At 63.2% G+C, this 22,780-nt stretch carries 18 protein-coding genes; 10 read left to right on the forward strand and 8 right to left on the reverse strand.

From position 1 onward, the window contains the following. Positions 1-2 precede the first annotated feature (2 nt). Entirely contained in the window at positions 3-2,231 is a 2,229-nt protein-coding gene (flhA, locus tag KMZ29_RS06115; RefSeq protein ID WP_215622891.1) for a flagellar biosynthesis protein FlhA, read from the reverse strand. A gap of 198 nt (positions 2,232-2,429) precedes the next feature. Between flhA and KMZ29_RS06120 the strand changes: the two genes are divergently transcribed. Beyond that, complete coding sequence (locus tag KMZ29_RS06120; RefSeq protein WP_215624161.1) at positions 2,430-3,722, forward strand: MFS transporter; 1,293 nt, start codon at positions 2,430-2,432, stop codon at positions 3,720-3,722. Between the two features lie 25 nt (positions 3,723-3,747). Here the strand turns inward: KMZ29_RS06120 and KMZ29_RS06125 are convergent, their stop codons facing one another. Continuing rightward, positions 3,748-4,137: a tautomerase family protein gene (locus KMZ29_RS06125; RefSeq protein ID WP_215622892.1), complete on the reverse strand. Its 390-nt coding sequence runs from the start codon at positions 4,135-4,137 to the stop codon at positions 3,748-3,750. Between the two features lie 115 nt (positions 4,138-4,252). Between KMZ29_RS06125 and KMZ29_RS06130 the strand changes: the two genes are divergently transcribed. Beyond that, positions 4,253-5,164, forward strand: a complete 912-nt coding sequence (locus tag KMZ29_RS06130; protein WP_215622893.1) for a LysR family transcriptional regulator — start codon at positions 4,253-4,255, stop codon at positions 5,162-5,164. Positions 5,165-5,214: 50 nt separating this feature from the next. On the opposite strand, the gene KMZ29_RS06135 is transcribed toward KMZ29_RS06130, so the two are convergent. Both KMZ29_RS06135 and KMZ29_RS06140 read right to left on the reverse strand, forming a co-directional pair. Next, positions 5,215-5,592: a rhodanese-like domain-containing protein gene (locus tag KMZ29_RS06135; RefSeq protein WP_215605195.1), complete on the reverse strand. Its 378-nt coding sequence runs from the start codon at positions 5,590-5,592 to the stop codon at positions 5,215-5,217. Between the two features lie 59 nt (positions 5,593-5,651). Further along, entirely contained in the window at positions 5,652-5,972 is a 321-nt protein-coding gene (locus KMZ29_RS06140) for a hypothetical protein (protein ID WP_215622894.1), read from the reverse strand. Between the two features lie 86 nt (positions 5,973-6,058). On the opposite strand from KMZ29_RS06140, the gene KMZ29_RS06145 reads away from it, so the two are divergent. From KMZ29_RS06145 to KMZ29_RS06160, 4 genes are all read left to right on the forward strand, one after another. Beyond that, the gene (locus KMZ29_RS06145; RefSeq protein WP_215622895.1) at positions 6,059-8,635 is read left to right on the forward strand and encodes a cation-translocating P-type ATPase; all 2,577 of its coding nucleotides are present in this window, start codon (positions 6,059-6,061) and stop codon (positions 8,633-8,635) included. 2 nt (positions 8,636-8,637) lie between these two features. After that, positions 8,638-9,240, forward strand: coding sequence for a hypothetical protein (locus KMZ29_RS06150; protein WP_249779840.1), 603 nt, complete (start codon positions 8,638-8,640; stop codon positions 9,238-9,240). Positions 9,241-9,300: 60 nt separating this feature from the next. Further along, positions 9,301-9,876: a cytochrome b gene (locus tag KMZ29_RS06155; protein WP_215622896.1), complete on the forward strand. Its 576-nt coding sequence runs from the start codon at positions 9,301-9,303 to the stop codon at positions 9,874-9,876. 70 nt (positions 9,877-9,946) lie between these two features. Then, a complete protein-coding gene (locus KMZ29_RS06160) occupies positions 9,947-10,999 on the forward strand; it encodes an AI-2E family transporter (RefSeq protein WP_215622897.1) in 1,053 nt (350 codons plus the stop codon). Between the two features lie 19 nt (positions 11,000-11,018). On the opposite strand, the gene KMZ29_RS06165 is transcribed toward KMZ29_RS06160, so the two are convergent. Further along, positions 11,019-12,524, reverse strand: a complete 1,506-nt coding sequence (locus KMZ29_RS06165; RefSeq protein WP_215622898.1) for a lysozyme inhibitor LprI family protein — start codon at positions 12,522-12,524, stop codon at positions 11,019-11,021. 268 nt (positions 12,525-12,792) lie between these two features. Between KMZ29_RS06165 and KMZ29_RS06170 the strand changes: the two genes are divergently transcribed. Then, positions 12,793-14,472 carry a flavin-containing monooxygenase gene (locus KMZ29_RS06170; RefSeq protein ID WP_215622899.1) on the forward strand — a complete coding sequence of 560 codons (1,680 nt, stop codon included), beginning with the start codon at positions 12,793-12,795 and terminating at the stop codon, positions 14,470-14,472. Between the two features lie 26 nt (positions 14,473-14,498). On the opposite strand, the gene KMZ29_RS06175 is transcribed toward KMZ29_RS06170, so the two are convergent. Further along, the gene (locus tag KMZ29_RS06175) at positions 14,499-16,091 is read right to left on the reverse strand and encodes a gamma-glutamyltransferase (protein ID WP_215622900.1); all 1,593 of its coding nucleotides are present in this window, start codon (positions 16,089-16,091) and stop codon (positions 14,499-14,501) included. Positions 16,092-16,190: 99 nt separating this feature from the next. Here KMZ29_RS06175 and KMZ29_RS06180 point away from each other — a divergent pair, with 99 nt between their 5' ends. Together KMZ29_RS06180 and KMZ29_RS06185 are read left to right on the forward strand one after the other, a co-directional pair. Then, the gene (locus KMZ29_RS06180; RefSeq protein WP_215622901.1) at positions 16,191-16,964 is read left to right on the forward strand and encodes an enoyl-CoA hydratase-related protein; all 774 of its coding nucleotides are present in this window, start codon (positions 16,191-16,193) and stop codon (positions 16,962-16,964) included. Between the two features lie 163 nt (positions 16,965-17,127). Next, positions 17,128-18,240: a Fic family protein gene (locus KMZ29_RS06185; RefSeq protein WP_215622902.1), complete on the forward strand. Its 1,113-nt coding sequence runs from the start codon at positions 17,128-17,130 to the stop codon at positions 18,238-18,240. A 158-nt stretch (positions 18,241-18,398) separates the two neighbouring features. Here the strand turns inward: KMZ29_RS06185 and KMZ29_RS06190 are convergent, their stop codons facing one another. Continuing rightward, positions 18,399-18,938, reverse strand: coding sequence for a GNAT family N-acetyltransferase (locus KMZ29_RS06190; protein ID WP_215622903.1), 540 nt, complete (start codon positions 18,936-18,938; stop codon positions 18,399-18,401). Between the two features lie 703 nt (positions 18,939-19,641). Here KMZ29_RS06190 and KMZ29_RS06195 point away from each other — a divergent pair. Next, on the forward strand, positions 19,642-21,666 hold the full coding sequence (locus KMZ29_RS06195) for a hypothetical protein (protein ID WP_215622904.1): 2,025 nt from the start codon (positions 19,642-19,644) through the stop codon (positions 21,664-21,666). 103 nt (positions 21,667-21,769) lie between these two features. Here KMZ29_RS06195 and KMZ29_RS06200 read toward each other — a convergent pair whose 3' ends face one another. Beyond that, positions 21,770-22,753 carry a S1 family peptidase gene (locus KMZ29_RS06200; protein WP_215622905.1) on the reverse strand — a complete coding sequence of 328 codons (984 nt, stop codon included), beginning with the start codon at positions 22,751-22,753 and terminating at the stop codon, positions 21,770-21,772. Positions 22,754-22,780: the final 27 nt, after the last annotated feature.

Below are 22,780 nucleotides of genomic sequence, written 5' to 3' on the forward strand. Positions count from 1 at the left end.
TCTTACACGCTGCCGACGGTCTTCAGCCGCGCGCGCGGGTGAATTTCCGCCTGCGACAACACGGTAGTTTGCGACCTGAAGCGTTCCACCAGCGAACGCACGAACGGCCTGATCGCCGCCGAGGTGACCAATACCGGCGCCTCGCCTTCGCGCGCGGCCTGCTCGAAGCGGTCGCGCACCACGGTCATGAATTCCGACAGTTTCGACGGCTGCATCGCCAGGCTGCGTTCCTCGCCGGTGCCGATCATCGACTCGGCGAAGGCCTGTTCCCATTTCGCCGACAGCGCGATCAGCGGCAGGTAGCCGCTGTGGGAAGTGTTTTGCGCGCAGATCTGCCGCGCCAGCCGGGCGCGTACGTGCTCGACCATGGTCGCCGGGTTGCGCGAGAACGCCAGCGCGTCGGCGATGCCCTCGAGGATGGTCGAGAGGTCGCGGATCGAGATGCGTTCGGCCAGCAGCAGCTGCAGCACGCGCTGGATGCCGGAGACCGTGACCTGGCTCGGCACGATGTCCTTGACCAGTTCGCCCTGCTCCTTCGGCAGGTCCTTCAGGAGCTTCTGCACCTCGCCATAGGACAACAGGTCCGACATGTTGTTCTTGAGCAGTTCGGTGAGGTGGGTCGAGAGCACGGTCGCGGCGTCCACCACCGTATAGCCCTTCAGCGAGGCTTCCTCCTTCAGGCTGGCGTCGACCCAGGTCGCCGGCAGTCCGAAGGTCGGCTCGATGGTGTGAATGCCGGGTACCCCGACCTGGTTGCCGGCGGGGTCCATGACCATGAACTGGTTCGGCCAGATCCTGCCGGTGCCGGCATCTACTTCCTTGATCTTGATGACGTAGGTGTTGGCTTCCAGCTGCACGTTGTCGAGAATGCGCACCGCCGGCATCACGAACCCCATTTCGACCGCGAGCGAGCGGCGCAGCGCCTTGATCTGTTCGGTCAGGCGGTCGGTGCCGTCGGGTCCGTTGACCAGCGGAAGCAGCGCGTAGCCGAGTTCGATCTTGAGATCGTCGATCTTCAGCGCTGTCGAGATCGGCTCTTCCGCCGCGGCCGCGGCGGCGGCGGCATCCGGAGCGGCGGTCGCGACAGCCTCGGCTGCCGCGGCGGCATGTCTCTTTTTGCGCGCGGACAGCGCCAGGTAGGCAGCGCCGCCGCCCAATGCGAGGAAGGGGATCATCGGAATGCCCGGCAGCATCGCCAGCACCAGCATGACGCCGGCCGACATGCCCATCGCCTGCGGATAGCCGGACAGTTGCTTCATCAGCGCCTTGTCGGCGGCGCCGGTGACGCCGGCCTTCGAGACCAGCAGGCCCGCCGCGGTGGAGACGATCAGCGCCGGGATCTGCGTCACCAGGCCGTCGCCGACGGTCAGCAACGTGTAGGTGCGCGCGGCATCGCCGAAGCCCATGCCCTGCTGGGCGACGCCGATGATGATGCCGCCGATGACGTTGACGAACACGACCAGGAGGCCCGCGACCGCGTCGCCGCGCACGAACTTGGAGGCGCCGTCCATGGCGCCGAAGAAGCCGCTTTCGTCCTCCAGCGCCTTGCGGCGCTCCTTGGCGGTCCTCTCGTCGATCAGGCCGGCGCCGAGGTCGGCGTCGATCGCCATCTGCTTGCCCGGCATGGCGTCGAGGTGGAAGCGCGCCGCGACTTCCGCGATGCGGCCGGAACCCTTGGTGATGACGACGAAATTCACGATCACCAGAATCGCGAAGACGATAATTCCGATGACGAAATTGCCGCCCATCACGAAATTGCCGAAGGCTTCGATGACATGGCCGGCGGCGGCGGTGCCCTCATGCCCCTTCGACAGGATCAGCCGGGTCGAAGCCAGATTGAGCGACAGCCGCAGCATGGTCGAGATCAGGAGGATGGTCGGAAACGACGAGAATTCCAGCGGCGCCTGGATGAACAGCGACGTCATCAGGATCAGGATCGACAGCGTGATCGAGATCGCGAGAAACAGATCGAGCACCACCGAGGGCAGCGGCAGGATCAGCACCACCAGAATGGTGAGGATGCCGAACGCCAGCCCGAGATCGCCGCGCTTCAGGATCCGGCCCATCTCGCCAAAACCGGGAAATCCGCCCGTTGCGCCCGCGCCGTGACCCGCCGTGACATCGACCATCGTAGCTGCTTCCCCCCGCGAATGCCGGTCCCGGGCGCCAAACGTCTGCGCGGCGGCCGAAGGGCCACCGTTTCGAAAGTGAGGCACCGCACTGGCGTCCACGGGGGCTCTCCCGTCTTACGCGGCTGACGACACTCGACTTCACTGGGCAATTTTTGCCCGGTTTATGGTTAGGAAAGGGTTAACGGCACGTCATTCCGGGGCGCCGCGGCAGCGGCGAGCCCGGAATCTCGAGATTCCGGGTCTGGTCCTTCGGACCATCCCGGAATGACACTTACGGCCCTGCTGCACCGCATCTGCATGCCCAATATCGCGCCATGTGGCTTGACCCCGGCGCAGCGGGCGACGAACTTGCCGCCCGTGCACGCTCCCTCCAGCCACAGAGATTCGCGCCGCTTCACCCCCGACTCCGGTCAGGCCTGGGTACGGCTTGCGCTCGCGGTTTTGATTGGCTCGATCGGCAGCGTCGGCATGTGGTCGGTCGTGGTGGTGCTGCCGGTGGTGCAGACCGAATTCGCCGCCACCCGCGGCGCTGTGTCGCTGGCCTTTACCCTCACCATGCTCGGTTTCGGCCTCGGCGGCGTCGCCACGGGGCGGATCACCGACCGCTTCGGCATCGTGGCGGCGATGGCGCTCAGCATCGGCTTCCTGGGAATAGCCTATGTGCTCGCCGGCCTTTCGAGCACGCTGTGGCAATTCATCGCGGTGCACGTCCTGATCGGGCTCGGCACCTCGGCGACGTTCGGCCCGCTGATGGCGGAAGCCTCGCACTGGTTCGAGCGCTATCGCGGGCTGGCGGTGACCATCGTCGCCAGCGGCAACTATGTCGGCGGCACGATCTGGCCGCCGCTGGTCAATTGGGGCATGCAAACCTGGGGCTGGCGCACCACCCATATCGCCATCGGCATCTTCTGCGCGGTGGCGATGACGGTCGTGCTCATGGTGCTGCGCGCGCAGATCGGCGGCGCTGTGGCGCACGATCACGCGAATGCGCCGCCGCCGCGGGTCGATCTGCAGCTCTCGACCAATACGCTGACGGCGCTGTTGTGCATCGCCAGCATTTCCTGCTGCGTGGCGATGGCGATGCCGCAGGTCCATATCGTCGCCTATTGCGGCGATCTCGGCTACGGCGTGGCGCGCGGCGCCGAGATGCTGTCGCTGATGATGGCGTTCGGCGTCGTCAGCCGGATCGGCTCGGGATTCCTGGCCGACAAGATCGGCGGCATCCGCACCCTGTTGATCGGATCGGTGGCGCAGGGCTTTGCGCTTTTCTTCTATTTGTTCTTCGACGGCCTCACCTCGCTCTACGTCATCTCCGCGATGTTCGGCCTGTTCCAGGGCGGCATCGTGCCGAGCTATGCCATCATCGTGCGTGAATCGATGCCGGCGCGCGAAGCAGCGACCCGCGTCGGCATCGTGATCATGGCTTCCGTGGTCGGCATGTCCGGCGGCGGCTGGGTCTCCGGCGTTATCTTCGACGCCACCGGCTCCTATGCCGCGGCGTTCCTCAACGGCGTCGCCTGGAACGCCGTCAACGTCGCCATCGTTGTGGCGCTCTTGATCCGGGCGCGCTCGCGGCTGGCGCTGGCGTAGCGGTAGCGCCGCGATAGGATTTGCACTACGTGGTCCCGTGCCTGTCATAGGCTTCACCGCGCCCGAGCGACCAGTCGATCGGGCTGTTTTCGATCAGCGTCACCATCACATCATCGGAACGGAAGCCGGCTGCAACAGCACCCGCCACGATCGCCCTGTACAGCGAGCGTTTCCGGTCGTCGCTCCGCCCGGCCAAGAAGATGATTTCCACGATCGAGGCATCAGCCGAGCGCTCAACCTCCGGGAATGTGGGATCGAGAAGCATGTCCTTGTCTTCGAACCGCGACACGAGCTGAAACCGGTCGTTCGCCGGCACGTTGCACGTCGATACCAACGCTTCATGCACCGCGTCGGCCAGCGCCAGCGCCTTGGCGGCCGCCAGATGCGAGGGAATTGAAATACGTGCCAGCGGCATTGCGTGCTCCTCAAGTTGACCAAACTGTCACTTCGCGTGATATTGCATCATAAAATAGCGATAAATATGCAATTCTTGCATTCAATACGTACTTCTTGTCACGAATGGAGAATCGATGAATCCCTCCCACGACATTGCCGTGTTCATCCGCGTCGTAGATCTGGGCAGCTTTGCCGCTGTGGCCAAGGAGGCCAATCTTTCGCCCTCGGCGGTTTCGAAAATTGTGTCGCGACTGGAAGACCGTCTCGGCGTCAAACTGCTGCAGCGGACGACGCGTCGGCTGGTTCTTAGCCAGGAAGGTGAGACCTATTCCATCCGCGGCCGCGAAATTCTGGCCGCAATTGAAGCCGCCGAGGCCGAAGTAACCGCCGGCCGCGGACAGCCGCGGGGGCACCTTCGCATCAACACCGGAACGGCCTTTGCCAAGCACCGATTGGCGCCGCTATTGCCGGAATTCTTGAAGAAGTACCCGGATATGACCGTCGAGCTTTCAGTGACCGACCGCCGCGTCGATGTTGTTGCCGAACAAGTCGACGTCGCCATTCGTGTCGGCCCGTTGGGCGATACTTCGCTTGTTACGCATCGTCTCGGTGAAGTCCGGCGTATTATTGCGGCAAGTCCAGCCTACCTTAGACGTCACGGCACACCGAAGCAGGCGCGCGACTTGCTATCGCACAACTGTTTGCACCTCCGCGGCTTCTCGCGTCTCGCGGGCTGGCCAATGTACGTAAACGGTGAGCGGGTTCTGTTGCCCGTGACGGGATCAATGAGTTCCGATAGCGCCGACCTGTTGCTCGATCTTGCCGTCTCCGGAATCGGCATCGTTCGTCTCGGAGATTTCCTGGGCGAAGCCGCCCTTTCTGCCAAACAACTCGTTCCACTTCTCGAGACCTGCCACGATGATGACCCGACGCCGTTGAATGCGTTGATGCCTCCCGGCAGGCAGAACATTCCCCGCGTTCGAGCCTTCGTGGATTTTCTTGATGGCAAACTAAGAACGGCAAACCAACGCAGCATCAGGGGCTAGTGCGCCAGGTTTGAAGCCCTCTCATGTCACGCTGCATGGGCGGCGCGCCGCTATCCCTTTTCGACCTCGCCGCCGGCATCGAGCCAGCCCTTGAAGCCGCCGAGGTTGCGGACGTTTTCGTAGCCCATTTCCTTCAGCGTCTTGAGGACCAGCGCCGAACGTCCGCCCGACGCGCAGTAGGCAACCACGGTCTTGGCCCGGTCGAATGCCGCATCGTGCAAAGCGGAAGCCGGATCGGCGCGAAATTCCACCAGTCCGCGCGGGATGGCGAGGGCACCCGGGACTTTTCCCGATGCCGCGACCTCGGCCGGTTCGCGGACGTCGAGAAACAGCACGTCGGGCCGGCCGACCAGTCCCTTGGCTTCCTCGGGACTGATCCGCGGCACCACGGCTTCGGCCTCGGCGAGCATTGCCTGCACTGTTTTCATTTGAGTCTTCTCCCGGATAAGCATGCACACGCGCTGTGCGGGCAAGTAACGCCCAACTCTCAACCAATGCAATTCAAAAAAGTCTGCGCTGGAAAGCGTCTCATACCGGCGCGGGAGGGAGAGGCGAGGCCGATCAGGAAGGCGACGAGCAGGAGGAAGGCGCGCATGACGTTGCTCCGCTTGGCGGTGGTCGTACCCCTCGGATACGCAGCTGCCCCCGCACAAGGTTCAACCATGCCCCGCGACCGCTGCTTCGTTCCGTCGCAGGCGATGCAAAAAAGGGGCATTCCGCGGGAAATGTGCGGCAGCTTCTGCGATGAATCAAATGCCGGGAGCCCGAAGCCGATAAATTTTCTGTCACCCGGCGGGAGTTCGGTCATGGTCCCTTGCGAACTTCCTGTAGCATCCAGGGTACGGATCCCGCCCAAAGTCCAAATAAATACCCAGCAAATACCCAGCAGGTGAAATGCCCGACCAAACGCCATCGCCCGCCCCGGTTCCCGGCCTCAGCGAGGCGGATGCCCAGATCAGACTGAAGACCGAAGGCTATAACGAGCTGCCGAGGCCGGACCGGCGCACGCCGCTGCGCATCCTGCTTGAGGTGGTGCGCGAGCCCATGCTGGCGCTGCTGCTCGGCGGCGGCGCGATCTATCTGCTGCTGGGCGACCTGAAGGAAGCCGTTATCCTTGCCGTCCTTGCGACGCTTTCAGTGGCGATCACGGTGATCCAGGAAACCCGCACCGAGCGCGTGCTGGAGGCGCTGCGCGACCTCACCAGTCCGCGCGCGCTGGTCATCCGCGACGGCGTGCGCAAAAGGATCACCGGCCGCGAAGTCGTGCGCGGCGACGTCCTCGTGCTGGCCGAAGGCGACCGGGTGCCCGCCGACGCCGTGATTCTCGAATGCCGCGACCTGCAGACCGATGAATCGCTGCTGACGGGGGAATCGGTCCCGGTGCGCAAGACCACGCGTGCCGGCGCCGTCCATTCGGATCGCCGGCGGCCCGGCGGCGATGATCTTCCATACGTGTTCTCCGGTTCGCTCGTGGTGCGCGGGACCGGAATGGGCGAAGTGGTGGCGACCGGCATCCGCAGCGAGATCGGCAAGATCGGTCATTCGCTCTCGACGCTGGAGACCGAACCGCCGCGGCTGCAGGCGCAGACCCGGCGCCTGGTGCGCGTTTTCGCCATGTTCGGAGCTGCGGTCAGCATTCTGGCGGTGCTGCTCTATGGCACCATGCGCGGCGGCTGGCTGGATGCGGTGCTGGCGGGCATCGCGCTTGGCATGTCGATGCTGCCGGAAGAGTTTCCGGTCGTGCTCGCCGTGTTCATGGCGATGGGCGCGTGGCGGATCTCGCAGGCGAGGGTGCTGACCCGGCGGGCCGCCGCCATCGAAACCCTCGGCTCTGCCACGGTGCTTTGCACGGACAAGACCGGGACCTTGACCGAGAATCAGATGACCATCGCCGAATTGCGGCTCCGCAACGACGAGACCTTCCGTCCGAGGGAGACACCAGGCGCAGCCATGCCGGAGCGCTTCCATGCCCTGGCCGAATGCGGAATCCTTGCCAGCGCGCGCGATGCGTTCGATCCGATGGACAAGGCGTTCCATCTGCTCGGCGGCGAGCGGCTGGCCGGCACCGAACATCTGCATGATCCCCAGTGGAAGCTGATGCACACCTATGGGCTGCGCCCCGGGCTGCTGGCGATGTCGCGGGTCTGGCAATCATCCGAGGACAGCCAGCCATTCGTCGTCGCGGCCAAGGGCGCGCCGGAAGCGATCGCCGAGCTTTGCCGCCTCGGCCCCGCCGAGCTTGCCGCAGTGAAGCGCTCAGGGGACGCGATGGCGGCCGAAGGCCTGCGCGTCCTGGGTGTCGCCCGCGCCACCTTCGCAGGCCACACATGGCCTGCCTCGCAGCACGAATTTGCATTCGAGTTCGCAGGCCTGGTCGGCCTTGCCGATCCGCTGCGGCAGAGCGTGCCCGCCGCCGTCGCCGAGTGCCGCTCCGCCGGCATCAGGGTGGTGATGATCACTGGCGACTACCCGGCGACGGCCAGGGCCATCGCCCGGCAGGCGGGTCTGGACACTCACGATCTCATGACCGGAGAAGAACTCGAAGCGCTCAGTGAAGCAGAACTGGCGCAGCGCGTACGGACGGCAACGGTATTCGCGCGGATCATGCCCGAGCAGAAGCTGCGCATCGTCGAAGCGCTCAAGGCCAATCGCGAAATCGTCGCCATGACCGGTGACGGCGTCAACGACGCGCCGTCGCTGAAGGCGGCGCATATCGGAATTGCGATGGGCGGCCGCGGCACCGACGTGGCGCGCGAGGCGTCCTCGATCGTGCTGCTCGACGATGACTTCGGCTCGATCGTGCGGGCGGTCCGGCTCGGCCGCCGCATCTACGACAATCTCCTCAAGGCGATGGGGTTCATCTTCGCCGTGCACGTGCCGATCGCGGGACTGGCGCTGCTGCCGCTGTTGTTCGGCCTGCCGATCATATTCGGGCCGATTCACATCGCGTTTCTCGAGATGATCATCGACCCCGTATGTTCGCTGGTGTTCGAGGCCGAAACGGAAGAGGACGACGTCATGCGCCGTCCGCCGCGGCCACCCGAGCAGCCGCTGTTCTCGGCCAACCTGATCGGGTGGAGCCTGGTGCAGGGAACGCTCGCGTTTGCGCTTGTCGCCGTCATCTACCTGGTTGCGATCGATCGCGGCGTGCCGGAAGCGGAGGTGCGGGCGCTGACGTTCTTCTCGCTGGTGCTGGCCATTGTCAGCCTGATCTTCGTCAACCGATCCTTCTCGGCGTCGCTGATCACGGCGCTGCGGCGGCCGAACGCCGCGCTGGCATGGGTGCTGCTGGTGGTGCCCGTGATGCTGGGCGTGACGTTGCTTGTCCCATCCGTCAGCGCGCTGTTCCGTTTCGGACCCTTGCACCTCGACGATCTCGCCTTGACGCTGGGGGCAGGCATTGTAGTGCTTGTTGCCCTGGAAGCCCTGAAGTCCATTTCCCGCGGTCGGCTCAGTTTCACGTTGCGGTGACCATGACAACCGGAAACACAAACGATTCGATCGAGCTGCGTGTCGACGAGATCGCGCAGCTCTTCGATACCCTGGACCCGTTTCCGTTTCGGGAGCGTGACCTCGACCGCGAGGCGGAGGAATTCATCGTCGGCTGGGCGCGCGAACTGCCGGTCGACCAGCCCATCCGAATTGTCGTCCATTTCCCGGAAAGCGACCTTCAGCGCAAGGCGGCGCAGGATTTGGCCGAAGCCTTCCGCAGGTATTTTTCCTACAGGTCGACCGTCCAGCAGCGCGACCTGACCGAACTGTTCCGGATCGGCCGTCGTTCGCTCGGCATCGGCGTGATCGTGCTGATCGCGTGCTTTGCCGTCGCTCACCTCGCAAGCGGGTTTGTCGAGAGGCCGCTCAGCCGCATGATCGAGGAGAGTTTCCTGATCCTGGGCTGGGTCGCGAACTGGCGCCCGCTCGAAATCTTCCTGTACGACTGGTGGCCGATCGCTCGACGCCGCGATCTGTATCGCCGTCTTTCCGGCGCGGTTGTCGAGGCCCGGCCGTTCCCGGCAAGCCAATCGGGTGCGGATGCTGCCGGCAAATTGGCACCGGGCGTGCTTCCGTCACACTAGCGATGTATCAGGTTGATCCAAATCAACCATATTCCCGTCGTCTCTGGCTATGGAACAGCCATGCAAATCTTCAACTCGCCGACGCGCTACGGCGCCGTTGCACAGTCGCTGCACTGGCTTGTGGTGGTGCTGGTGATCCTGGCCTGGGTGCTCGGCGTATCGGACGACCTGCTGCCGAAGGGACCGGCGCGGGAGGCGGGGCTTTACATTCATATCACCGCCGGATTGCTGGTGATCGTGTTGACGTTCGTGCGCCTGCTGTGGCGCACGGTGGATCCGTCGCCGCCGGCCGAGAGCACCGAATTCGGCGACTGGTCGTTTGCCGGCTGGATGGGCCTCGGAGCCAAACTGGCGCATTTCGGGTTGTACGTGCTGCTGGTGGCGGCTCCCCTGGTCGGCATCGCGGTGCAGTTTGCCCGGGGGAATGGCTTGCCGGTGTTCGGGCTGTTCGAGATCGCTTCGCCGTGGCCCGCCGACCGCGCTTTCGCGCGCGATCTGAAGGGAATTCACGAATTGCTGTCGCATGGGCTGTTGGCATTGGCCGCCCTGCATGCCGCGGCGGCGCTGGTGCATCATTGGGTGTTCGGAGATCGCACGCTGACCCGGATGCTGCCGGGATCGGATGCCGGCCGATAGGCAGGCGGCTTCCGCGTTCGAGCCCGGTAGTGGCGTAGACACTCGCCGCGGAATCCTTCAGAAACATGCCATGTTCGAAAGCCGTTCGCTCACCCGCCAAGCCATTTCGAATATCGCGCTGGCTCTGGGCCTCGTTCTCGGTGCCGTGCTTTGCTATTTGCTCGCAGTGCCGTTTCTTGCCGCGATCGTCTGGTCGGTGACGCTTGCGATCCTGTTTTCGCCGCTCGACGCGAGAATCGGAAAGAAAATCAGATTTCCCGGTCTGTCCGCGGCCGCGACGGTCGCCATCACGGCGATCATCGTCGTCGTTCCCGGCATCCTGGTGGCCGGTACCCTGGTCAACGAGGCGGTGCGCAGCGCGCCCGTCATCAACGGCTTGATAGACGCGCACGGCTGGACGCGTGCGATGGATGCCCATCCACGGCTCGCGCCGGTGCTGCAGTGGATCAGCGAGCGGCTCGACATTCCCGATCTGCTCCGCACGCTGGCTTCGTGGCTGGCGGGATGGAGCGGATCGGTGGTGCGCACTTCGTTTTCGGGGTTGGTCAGCCTGTTCCTGACTTTTTACTTCCTGTTCTATCTGCTGCGCGACAGGTCGGAAGCCGTCGCGGTCATCCAGCAGAATTTGCCCTTGTCGGAAAGCGAGTTCGGAAGGGTAGCCGACCGGGTCGTCGACACCATTTTCGCCACGGTGCTGGGGACGGCGGCCGTGGCCGCGCTGCAGGGCGGGCTCGGTGGCGCGATGTTCTGGTGGCTGGGATTGCCGGCGCCGGTGTTCTGGGGCGTGCTGATGGGACTGCTCGCCATCGTTCCATTCCTCGGGGCGTTTGTGATCTGGGCGCCGACGGCGGCAGTCCTCGCGCTCAGCGGCAATTACTCCTCCGCCATCATTCTGGCGGTCTGGGGCACCATCGTCGTCGGCCTGGTCGACAATGTCGTCTACCCGATACTGGTCGGCAACAAACTCAAGATGCACACCGTGCTTTCGTTCATCGCCGTGGTCGGCGGCCTGATGCTGCTGGGCGCGCCCGGCGTCGTGCTGGGCCCTCTCATCGTCGCCGTCTCCCTGACGTTGATCGAGATCTGGCGGCAGCGAGCCGCGGATCGCGTCGAGGCGGCTTAGCGCGCAGGAAGCCCCGAGCTTACCGGATCGAGCCGCCGAGGTTGTCGATGTCGGGCGAGGGGCGGGCGGGGAACAGCCGCGCGGTCGACGAGTTGGTGTAATTGCGTTTGCATTTCGGCTCGTCGGCCTCGTCGGAGCCGTCGCGCTTTCTGGCGAAGACGTCGTCCAGGCGGTTGACGATCAGGCTTGCGTGATCGCGCTCCAGCGTATCGGGGTTCTTGTCGGGGTTCTTGCGTCCCGATCCGGAGCGAAAGGCGCCGTTGACGATCTTGCCTGTCATCTCGTAGTCGCAGCCGGCCTTCCAGTCGCCCTGGTCCCATTTCCAGCCCTCGGCCTTCAGGCCGCCGTCCTTTGTCGCGGTCACTTTCAGGATCGCGTTGTAGCCGAGCCAAATGCCGGCCAAGCCGCTGCGCTTGTCGTCGAAGCCGTCGAGCAGCGCGATCCGTTCGCGCTGCAGCCGGTCCAGCTTGTCGCGCGCGTCTGACGTGAAATGCATGTAGGACGTTGTCTTCTCCCAGGCGGGATGCAGGAACTGCGGATACTGGTTGGTCTGCGAACCGACCCAGTTGCGCTGGTCCTCGGTCAGGGCGCGGCGCGTCGCCTCGTCGAGCCGCGGCAGCAGCGCTTTCCACGCCCGGTTCAGCTTCCGGTCGTTTTCGGCCAAATCAGGATCGGCGCAGATCTCCTCGTCGCTCGCTGTAATCGGCCGCGTGCAGTCGAAGGTCGGCGCAACGAATGAAGCGTCGGCCTTGTCCGCCGCCGCCACCGCGTCCGGTCTGCCGTCGGCGAAATAGCTCGCGGTGACCTGCCACATATATTCGCAGCTCGGCCGCTCTTCGTCGAGCCATTGCTGGCCGCCGATCACGCGTAATGTCTCGCCCTGACGCCTCATCTTGATGCCGCCGCCCTCCGCCTTCGCCGGCTTCGCATCGTCGGGCAGGACGACGCCGGTCAACCAGCCTCCCGGCCCAGGCCTGACTTCAGCCATCGCCTTGCATTCCCGGCGGCGGTCGCTGCCGGTGCCGTAAACCGCGCTGGTGTCGATCGCCAGCCGATAGCCGCCGTCGGCCGGGGTCACGGTCACGCTGCCGAAGGCATTGACCCATCGCCCGGCGACGCCGGGGCGGCCAAAACCTTGCGCTACGCCTTCGAGCGTGGTGGCGCGCCGGCGCAGCGTCGCCACGAACGCCTCCCGAAAATCGTCATCGGGTTGTGTCATCGATTCCGCCGCATTCAGCATGATTTCATTGAACCATGCCTGGTCGCGCTTCAACAGCGGCCGGATCGTCGCCGGCGCCTTGGCGAGCGCAACCTGCAGCGCCTTCTCGATTCGAGCGGTCAGCGCGTCCAGATCCATTTCCGTGCAGGCGGCGGACGAGGCCGCCGCGCCGGCGCCGCCGCACAGTCCGAGCAGGGTCGGCCCGTGACTTGAGGCGCGCAGATATTCGTCCATGGCGTTGGCGGAAACGGGTACCAGACATGCGGCGGCGACGGCCAGTGCCGAGAGACGGCGTGAAGCGGACATGGATGTCAGGCCCTCGAAGGCGGGCGGAATGCCGCTCCCGCGCTTTAAGTCGCACCGTTTGCGGTCGAGGTTCAGGCCGATCTCCGCGGACGGGCCTCAAACAGGCCGATCTGGCGTCTCGCTTTCAAACAATGTTCTACGGCTGATTTCCACGCTGCAATCCCGGCGTCCTGACGCAAGTGCAAAGCGCGGATTACTGGTATAGTAAGCACAAAAGCGCCGATGTCGTCTGTCGTCGACGTCAAAAAGACATGGACCGGAGCGGAGCATGACCGAGGAAACCAAGTCACACTACGAGGTCATCGTCGTTGGCGCGGGTGTGGCCGGGATCTATCAGATCAAGCGGCTCGCCGACCTCGGGGTGGATGCCCTGGTGCTCGACGGAGCCTCCGACCTCGGCGGCACTTGGTACTGGAACCGCTACCCGGGCGCCCGGTTCGACTCCGAGAGCTACACCTACGGCTATTCGTTCTCCAGGGAAGTGCTCGACGAGTGGCACTGGAAGGAACGGTTTTCGAGCCAGCCGGAGAACCTGCGCTATCTCAACTTCGTCGCCGACAAGTTCGGCTTGCGCAAATACATGCAGTTCAACTGCAAGGTCGAGGCGGCGCATTTCGACGAGGCGCGCGACCTGTGGCGACTCCGGATCAGCGACGGCCGCGAGCTGACCTGCCGCTTCGTCATCATGGCGGTCGGGCTGCTCTCGGCGCCGACGCTGCCGCGGATTGAAGGCATGGACCGCTTCAAGGGCCGCTCGTTCCACACCTTCTACTGGCCGCACCAGCCGGTCGAGATGGCCGGCAAGAAGGTCGCCATCATCGGCACCGGCGCCACCGCCATCCAGATCATCGGCGAGATCGCCGACAAGGTCGGCGAACTGACGGTGTTTCAGCGCCGGCCGAACTGGAGCGCGCCGCTCAACAACTCGCCGATTTCGGACGCGGAGATGACCGACATCCGCTCGCGCTACGACGAAATCTGGGCGACCTGCGCCCGCACCCCCGGCGGCTTCGAGCATGAGCCTGATCGCCGCGGTTTCTACGAGGTGACGCGCGAGGAACGGCTGAAGCTGTGGGACCGGCTCTACGACGAGCCCGGTTTCGGAATCTGGCTGAGCAATTTCCGCGAGATCTTTACCGACGAGGCGGCCAATGCGGAGTTCTCCGCCTACATTGCCGACCGGATCCGCCGCCGCGTCAGGGATCCCGTGGTCGCGGAGAAGCTGATCCCCAGGGATCACGGCTTCGGCGTGCAGCGGGTGCCGCTGGAGACCAATTATTTCGAGGCCTATAACCGCAGCAACGTGCACCTCGTCGATATCAGCGAGACGCCGATCGAGCGGATCACCGAGACCGGCCTGCGCACCAGCGCGCGCGACTACGACTTCGACATCATCGTCTATTCCACCGGCTTCGACGCCATCACCGGCGCGTTCGACCACATCGACATCAGCGGGGTCGGCGGCGAGAAATTGTTCGACAAGTGGAAGGACGGCCCGTCGACCTTCCTCGGCATGCTGGTTCACGGCTTCCCGAATCTGTTGATGCCGACCGGGCCGCAGAGCGGCTCGGCGTCGACGAACTTTCCGCGCGGCATCGAAACCGGCGTCAACTGGTGCACCGCTCTGCTCCAGCACATGTGGGACCGCGGCTATGCGCGCGCCGATGCGACGGCCGCGGCCGAAGCGCGCTGGACCGCCCACGTCACCAAGATGTATTCGATCATGCTGATGCGAAAGGCCAAGTCCTGGTTCACCGGCTACAACTCCAACGTCCCCGGCCACGAGCAGGGCAAGGTCCGCTACTTCGTCTACAATGGCGGCGCGCCGAAATATGTCGCCGCCATCAGCGAGGTCGCCGCCATGGGCTATGAGGGGATCGTCCTCACCCCGGAGATACGGCCCTCGGTCAGGCCGCTGGCCGCGAGCGTCGATGCCAAGGCGGGCTGATACGTTCGCCGATCAGACCGCTTCATCTATCCCTCCGCCACCGCGTCGCCCCAGGGCTGCGCGATTTCGGTGGCGCCTGAGTTGGTCTCGCCGTTGCGCAGTACCACGCTCGGGCAGGCGAACTTCATCGGGAACGTCTGCACCCGCGCCTCTTCGTAGTCGAAGCGTCCGCGCAAGGTTTCCCGCACCTGCGCCGGCAGGCGAACGTCGCCGATCACGACCGCGCCTTCGCTGGCATCGATGCGCGGGGTGTGGATCGCCGATTCCAGGTCCATGCCGTAATCCATCACGAACGACAGCAATTGCGTCACCGCCGGCAGGATGCGTCGTCCACCCGAAGCGCCGACCGCGAGCCGCCGGCCGTCGGCGGCCTCCGCCAGTACCGGCGTGTAATTGGTCAGGCAGCGCTTGCCCGGCTCGAGCGAGTTCGGCTGGCCCGGCGTCGGATCGAACCACATGATGCCGTTGTTCATGGTGATGCCGCTCTGCGGCGTCACGAATTTCGAGCCGAAGGTCGACAGCAGGGTTTGCGTCACCGCCGCCATGTTGCCGTCGCGGTCGACGATCGAAAAATGCGTGGTGCAGCTGGGGGCCAGATGCTCGGCGCCGAGCGCGCGGCGGCCGTCGGCGTCGCCCATGTCCTGCAGGCGTTCGCGATAAGCCGATTGCAGCGCCAGCGCATATTCGGTGTAGGCGGCCGCATCCGGCCCATTGCGCCCGGGTTTCAGGTTCTGCTGCAGCAGGCGCAGCGTATGCGCCAGCGTCGGGCCGCAGGTCAGCTCCGGCGTCGCGTAGACGTTGCCGCCGCGATAGGGAATGGCCAGCGCTTCGCGCCCGTAAGCGCGGAACGCAGCGAGGTCTGCGGCCGACAACGAGCCGCCGGCGGCCTGCACGTCGGTTGCGATGCTGCGTGCGAGGTCGCCCTGGTAGAAATCGCGCGGGCCTTCGGCGGCGAGGTAGGACAGCGTCGCTTTCAGCCGGTCCTGCGGCAGCCGCACGGTCGACTTGATGCCCCATTGCGCGTTCGGCGGCAGGCCGTCCTTGAGATAAGCGGCGGCGCTGGCGGGGTAGCGGCGCAGGTCGGCAGCGGTGCTCGCAATCATCAGCGTGGTCCACCAGTCCACCGAGAGGCCCTTGCCGGCGAGATCGACGCTCGGCGCCAGCAGGTCCTGCCACGGCATCCTGGCGTGGCGGCGATGCGCCTCCTCCATGCCGGCGACCACGCCGGGCACGGCGATCGAGCCGGGGCCGTGCAGGTTGCGGTCGTCCGTGACCCGCGGCCAGGGGAAGATGTCGGAGGCGGCACCTTCGCCGGTCAGCGGATAGTCCGCAGGGTTGAGGCTGTTCGGCGCGCGCATGCCGTAGTCGATCACCTCATAGCGGTTGTCGCGGGCGCGGTAGAGCACCATCACCCCGCCGCCGCCGACGCCGCTCATCCAGGGCTCCAGCACCCCGAGCGCGAACGTGGTGGCGATCACGGCGTCGACGCAGTCGCCGCCATCAGCCAGCACCGCGGCGCCGATCTCGGCGGCCTTGCGCGACTGCGCGGCGACGATGCCGCCTTTGGAGGATATGGCGGGTTTGCGGATCTGCTGGGCGTTGGAGAACTGGTCGCTCATGGTGTCGCCTTGTTGTTCTTGACCTTGCGCCGAGTTGGCGAAGTGCTGCCAACAATGCCACATTGCCAACGATCGAGACAAACGCGAAGGAGAGCAAGCATGGCCGGTGTGAAGCAGACGCGGGACGGCGCCGTCGGCCTCTTGACCCTGAGCGAGCCGGCGAGCCTGAACGCCATGACGCCCGACCTGCTCGGTGCCTTGGCTGCGGCCATCGCCGAGATGACCGCTGACGCTGAGGTGCGGGCGCTGGTGCTGACCGGCGAGGGCCGCGGCTTCTGCTCGGGCCAGAACCTCAAGGCGTCGGAGGCGCTGGGCAGCGACATCGCCGCCGGCGTGATGCGTTTCTATTGGCCGGCGTTCCGGGCGCTGCGCGAATGCCGCGTGCCGGTCGTGGTCGCGGTCAACGGCGTTGCGGCCGGCGGCGGCTTCAGCCTGGCGATGGCAGGCGACATGATCGTCGCGGCGCGTTCGGCGAGCTTCATCCAGGTCTTCAGCCGCATCGGCCTCGTGCCCGATCTCGGCTCGACCTGGCTGCTGCCGCGCCTGATCGGCCGCCAGCGCGCGCTCGAACTGATGCTGCTGAACGAGCCGCTTTCCGCCGAGCGGGCGCTGGAATGGGGCCTGGTGCGGCAGGTCGTCGATGACGCGAACCTGCTCGACGAGGCGGTCAAATTGGCCCAGCGCCTCGCCGCAGGACCGACCCGGGCGCTGGTCGCGACCCGCGCGCTGCTCGAGGAAAGCGAGCACGCGACTTACGCCGCACAATTCCGCCGCGAAATCGAGACGCAGGCCGAGATTCGCAAGAGCGAGGATGCGCTGGAGGGCCGCAATGCGTTCGTGGAGAAGCGCGCGGCGCGGTTCAGCGGGAGGTAGTGTTCTTTGCTCTGCGAGTTCCAGTCCGGTCTTCGCTTTTGCTTTGCTCGAGCTGCGTCGGACACGCTTCCAACTTCCCGCGTCGAGACCCATGAGCTATAGAATTTGTTGCTATAACTCATTTTTAGCGTAATAATGAGTTATAGAGAGGCGCCCAAGGCTCATGAGCTGGAACTGGGAAAAACCGGATTGGCCGAATTTCACATATGATTCAACGGCTTTGGCGCCGCTGGAAGAGCGGTTCCTGCTCCAGTCCGGAGAGTTCATCGGCGCTTTCAAGCATATAGGGGCTGATGACCAGGATATCCTCAAAATCGAGCTCATCAGCGACGAGGCCGTAAAAACCTCCGAAATCGAGGGCGAAATCCTCAACCGCGACAGCGTTCAATCGTCGCTGCGCCATCAGCTTGGGTTGGGAGCAGAAGGGCCCGGCATAACACCGGCTGAACGCGGCATCGCGAAAATGATGGTCGATCTCTACCGCAGCTTTGCGGACTCACTTACCGACAAGACGATGTTCGACTGGCACCGCATGTTGCTGGGCGCCGACAGATCCATCCGGGTCATCGGCGGCTACCGGACGCACGCCGAAGCCATGCAGGTCGTCTCGGGCCCGATCCATGAACCCACGGTGCATTTCGAGGCCCCGCCGTCCAGCCGCGTGCCGGACGAGATGAAGCGGTTCGTCACTTGGTTCAACGATACTGCGCCCGGAGGCAAGACTCCGTTGTCGCCGCTGACGCGCGCCGGCGTTACCCATCTGTACTTCGTGTGTATTCACCCGTTCGAAGACGGCAACGGCCGCATAGGCCGCGCCCTCGCGGAAAAATCCCTCGCGCAAAATCTTGGTCAACCCAGCCTGATTGCGCTCGCCTATACGATTGAGCGGAAGCGCAATGATTATTACGCCTCCTTGGAGCGCAATAACAAAGAGACCGAGATCACCAGCTGGCTCAAATATTTTGCGAACACGATTCTGGAAGCCCAGAACAACACCATCAGGCGTGTGGATTTCTACGTCGCCAAGGCGAAGTTCTACGAGAAGCATCGCGGCACGATCAACAAGCGTCAGGAGAAAGTCATCGCCCGGATATTCCGCGAAGGCATCGACGGCTTCAAGGGCGGCTTGAGCGCAGAGAACTATATCAGCATTACCGGAACCTCCCGCGCCACGGCGACGAGAGATTTGCAGGATCTTGTCGAGAAGGGCGCATTGACCAAGACCGGAGAGCTGCGTCACACCCGGTATCAGCTTAATTTGGCCAAGCCGTCGTGAACTGCACGGGGGCGCGTAGCTAGAGTCGTGTTCGCTGTCGGACGAAAAGCGGAAGTAACCTGCTCAAGTTGAGCTTTTCGGCTCGTGACCCAGCGCCGGCGAGAGAATGCTCTGATCCTTTCGTGTGTACGATAAGTCAGGCAGCGTCAGGCAGGGGGTCAAGCGTTTGCTGGCCTTCGCCGATGTCCTGGAACGTGTACAGCGATTGGCGAGCGATAAATCACAACCTGGTCGCCGTGATATATCCCGCTCCTCTCGAGGATAAATTCTGCTCTTTCCAGAACGTGCCGGGACGCCGTATTCTCGACAGCTACCACGCCGACCAGGGACGGCAACTTGAGCTGCACCAGACCGAGGTTCATCAGTGCCTTCGTGATTTCGCTCGCCAATCCCTGGCCCCAAAGTGCGCGCTTGAACGTGTAGGCAATCTCGACCTCGTTTACGCCATCGAGGACGAGATGTCGGATCCCCGCTCGCCCGGCGAACTCTCCCGTATGCGTCCTCAATACCCAGAGCCCAAATCCATGCCGCTCCCAATGTGCGATGTTGACGGTTAGGTACGTCTCCGTCGCCTCCGGTGAACGCACGCCACCCAGGTAGCGAGAGACGTCCGGGTCGAGGTGCAGCGCCACCAGGTCGGCAAGATGGCCTTCGTGTAGCTTCTCCGCGGTCAACCTGCTGGTGCTGAAGTGTTCCATGGAACTCAATAGCTGCCCGCACCTTTCATTGTCGAATCGTATGGAAAAACGTCGATCGCTGGATGAAATTCCTTCTGATCACTGCGGGCGCAGGTCGCCACCCGCGCGCTGCTCGAGGAAAGCGGGCATGCGACTTACGCCGCGCAGTTCCGTCGTGAGATCGAGACGCAGGCCGAGATTCGCCGCAGCGAGGACGCGCTGGAGGGCCGACGGGCGTTCGTGGATAAGCGCGCGGCGAGGTTCAGCGGGAAGTAGGCATTCTTGGGCCAGCGAAGTCCGTCTTCGCTTTCGCCGCGCTCAAGCTACGCCGGACACGCTTCGTCCTGGCGTGGTTTGCCGAGCCGTAGCTCGCGGGCCGAGTAGCCCACCTTTGCCCCATGGGCTCCGGCGTGGCGAGCCTTCACTCGCTCGCGCGTATGCGGACTACGAAAGAACGATTCGGCTAACTGCTTGATATCACATGGGGTCGCTTTTCAAGAACGACTCGGTTTCCCCTCTATGAACGCCTCGATTTGGGGGGCGACAAGAACGATTCGATTTCGTTATGTTGCTGGAGGCAAAGATAAATTCATCCAGAATTTTGTGAATTTATTGGGCTTGGATTGCCTCGGATTTAGTTCAGGTCACTGACAATCTGGATACACAAGCGAATTGTGCAGAACGCCCGCCTCAACTACCGTGATCCAAGGATAGGAGGGGGGGTATGGCAATAGAGACGCTTTCGCTTTCCTTTTCGTCGTGGCGGGAAGGACTGCTCGCGCTGGCCGGCGCCCTAGAGGATCCCCACCGCGAACGGATCGTGGTCGATAGACTTGAGGCGACCGCCGCGAGAATAGGGATTAAACCACGGGACATTTGTTCGCTGGCACTGCTTGTCACATCGCGGGCTCGTATCGAATCCTTTCCGCGACCCGCACCGCCTCCCGAAATAGCTCGCTTGATCGAGGTCGCAAACGCGAGTGGCGAGCTCAATCGGCTAATGGTGGGCATCGTCGACGATATCGAGTCCCGGCAGGAGGCCCAGAAGAGAAAGGTCTTCTCCGCGTTCCCGGAAACCGATCCGAGACGACTACTGAACGATACGACCTTCGGGTCCGCTGCCGCCGAGTTATCAGACGTCGCGCAGAGGCTGGGCGAAGCCGATCCATTTTCGCGCATGGCTGTTCGCTTGTCTCTGTGGTTCAAACGCTTCGACGACTTTTCGCGTTACGGCTGTCCCTTTCCCCACGATGGTTGGGCAGTGGTCGGTCTCGTTCGTCGCCTCGCCGAGACCCTCCAATGCGATGATGCGGACAGGGTCAAAAGGCTGATCGCGATCTGGTCTGGCGACGTGGAGGTGCTGTCGGGTCGCGAAGGGGTCGAAGCCCTGACTTCGCTGCTGCCAGGGCCGGACAAACTATTCGGCATGGATAACCTCGACGTCATTCTCGTCTTGGAGATCCTCGGAGAACTGGCCGGCGATAGCGAGAATTTCGACGTCGAGATGATCGAGGAGATTCCACGGGTCCTCGAAAGACTGCCCAGACGCTTGGACGATGGCCGACCGAGGACGGCAGACTTGATGGCCTGGCTCGACGCGCAAGAGCCCGACGGAAGCAATCGCTTTAGACTGGTCTACGATCCAGGTCCCGCATTCTCGTCGGCCAAGTATTCCGATCAGGCTGACGTCCTCGAACCTTTGCTCGAGGCGACGCTCGAACTGACGAGTCAGGCCGGTCATTCGGTCTTTCCGACCGGACCGTTGCCCATGCGGGGGACAATTTTTGAGCCCGGGCGGAAGATGAGGCGAACGCTTGAGGAAAAGGCTCCAGAGGCCTTCGAGTTGTTCAGACTGTTCGGCATCGGAGGCGATCGGAACGAGATGGACGGGCCGCATCCCTGTCAATCCTTATGGACCGGCGATCACGATCCTAGCGCGATAACGTTTCCCGAAGTAATCGCCAATGCTGCCGAGCGGGGGGACCACGCTCTGTGCGACATGTTAATCGGCGGATGGCTGTTGTTTTGCACGCTTCATCGCCGCGAACCGCTACCGGACCTCGTCGTACTTGCTCGGCTGATAACAGGGTTGCCGGCCGATCACCGGTCGAGCGTCTACGCAGTTCTTGGTATCCTCAAAAGGGAGTCGGCCAACATTCCGCAATTGCGCCGCGACGTCGGCGGCGTCTTGTCATGGCTTCCGCTGATCGACACGGCGCCGCAGGAAGACTTCTCGTCGATCCTGCGCGAGGTGTTTTCTCCTGCAGTTTGGGACACGATCGGACGCGAGGAAAAGGATAGTCTGGTCGAGGCCGAGTCCTTGTTCCTCCGGGCCCGTCGCATGCGACAACATGAACGGAATAGAGAGCCTATCGACGCGATGATCGTCCGCTGGTCCAGGGTAGCGGAGTCCATCCTACGGCGCGTGCTTTCGGTGTTGGGTACACCTGCAGAGGGGAGACCTCTAGGTCAACTGATCAGGGCGGCGAAGAAGACCTTGGAGCAAAAGAGCGGTTCCTGGAGCCCGGAAGACCAAGAGCGGTTTCGGTTCCTGCCGGTCGCGCTGCACGAACTCGACCGCTTAGATCTGGTCAACAAGAAGGGCGTCAAACATACCGACGGTCTGGAGTTGAAGTGGACGCACGTCGTCCAGATTCACACCGGTATCCATTGGACGATGAAGACCCTATTGGAAGCCGAACTCGGTCCCGCAGATCACGGATCAACCAAGCTTCGCTTCGTGGAGTAAGCTCGGAAGGAAAGGCGTCGGGCGAAGACCGATACTTGCGAGCAGGTCTTCTCTTCCCCGCGGCCCACTCCTATACGGTTCCGTCCCTTGTTGGCGTAACGCGCTATTGTGCCGGTTCGGTAGGCTTGATTGAGGCGGGCTCTTGGGGCTTCTTATCTCCACCGATGGCCGCCCGCATTTTTACCAACGGTTCGGAGTACAGAATATCGTGCAAAAGGTGAGCGGGTGTAACCGCGGCAATGCCGATGTTCTGAGTTGAGAAAGGAATCACAGCTGTCGGGGACTGCCTAAACTGAATTGGTGATCCATTCAGGAATGTGCCTCGCATAACCCCGGCGAGCTTAATGTCTGCGCCGGTGAAAAGCTGGCCCGGAATGCGGTCTGGCCCCAAATAGAAGAATACGGGGGAACCACTATTACCTCCGTAGGATTGCGTTTCAAGAAGGTACAAGTCTGCCTCTTGGATTGGTTGGCTCGGTCCATCTCGCCATGGAATCTTTTCGTCCGAAATCATGGCTACTCGCCCAAAGCGAGCGATTGGGAAGTTCTTGCGCTGCCCGTAAAAGCTAGTGAACAATCCAACAAAGAAAACGTCGGACCCTTCGCCTATCTTAAGCTCTTTGAGCGACTGTTTGGTGGTTAGCAGTTCCTCGCCGATGAATCTGAAGTCCAAAATGCGTTCGTCCAACGCGACCGGAACAACGGCAAGGTCTACCGTAGCATCACTGTGAGTGTAGACATTCGAAGCTCCCGGTAAAACATCTAGGGGTGCGAGATTTGGGTCTCCCTCTTTTGAATTCACCCGGACATAGACTCTTTTGCGATATCGACCTTGTTCGTCCTTCAGGACATGCTTGGCAGTAACAAAATAGATGCCCGACTTCGTAGGGTCTTCCAGCTTGATTCCGATAAAAAAACCGGTCCCCATAGGTATTGGCTTTTTTGAATCGTCTCTCGCTACATTCCCAGTGTCGTCGGCGTGGAAGATAAACGAGACGACCTTCGTAACATCTGGCGGGAGCGGAGCGGCACTTGCGGGCACCCACATGCCCGCAGCCGCGAATACAACGGACAAGAGCCACTTCATACTCCGCTCCCATAATTCCACCGATTC

This window comes from Bradyrhizobium sediminis (genome assembly GCF_018736085.1).
Taxonomy (GTDB): Bacteria; Pseudomonadota; Alphaproteobacteria; order Rhizobiales; family Xanthobacteraceae; genus Bradyrhizobium; species Bradyrhizobium sediminis.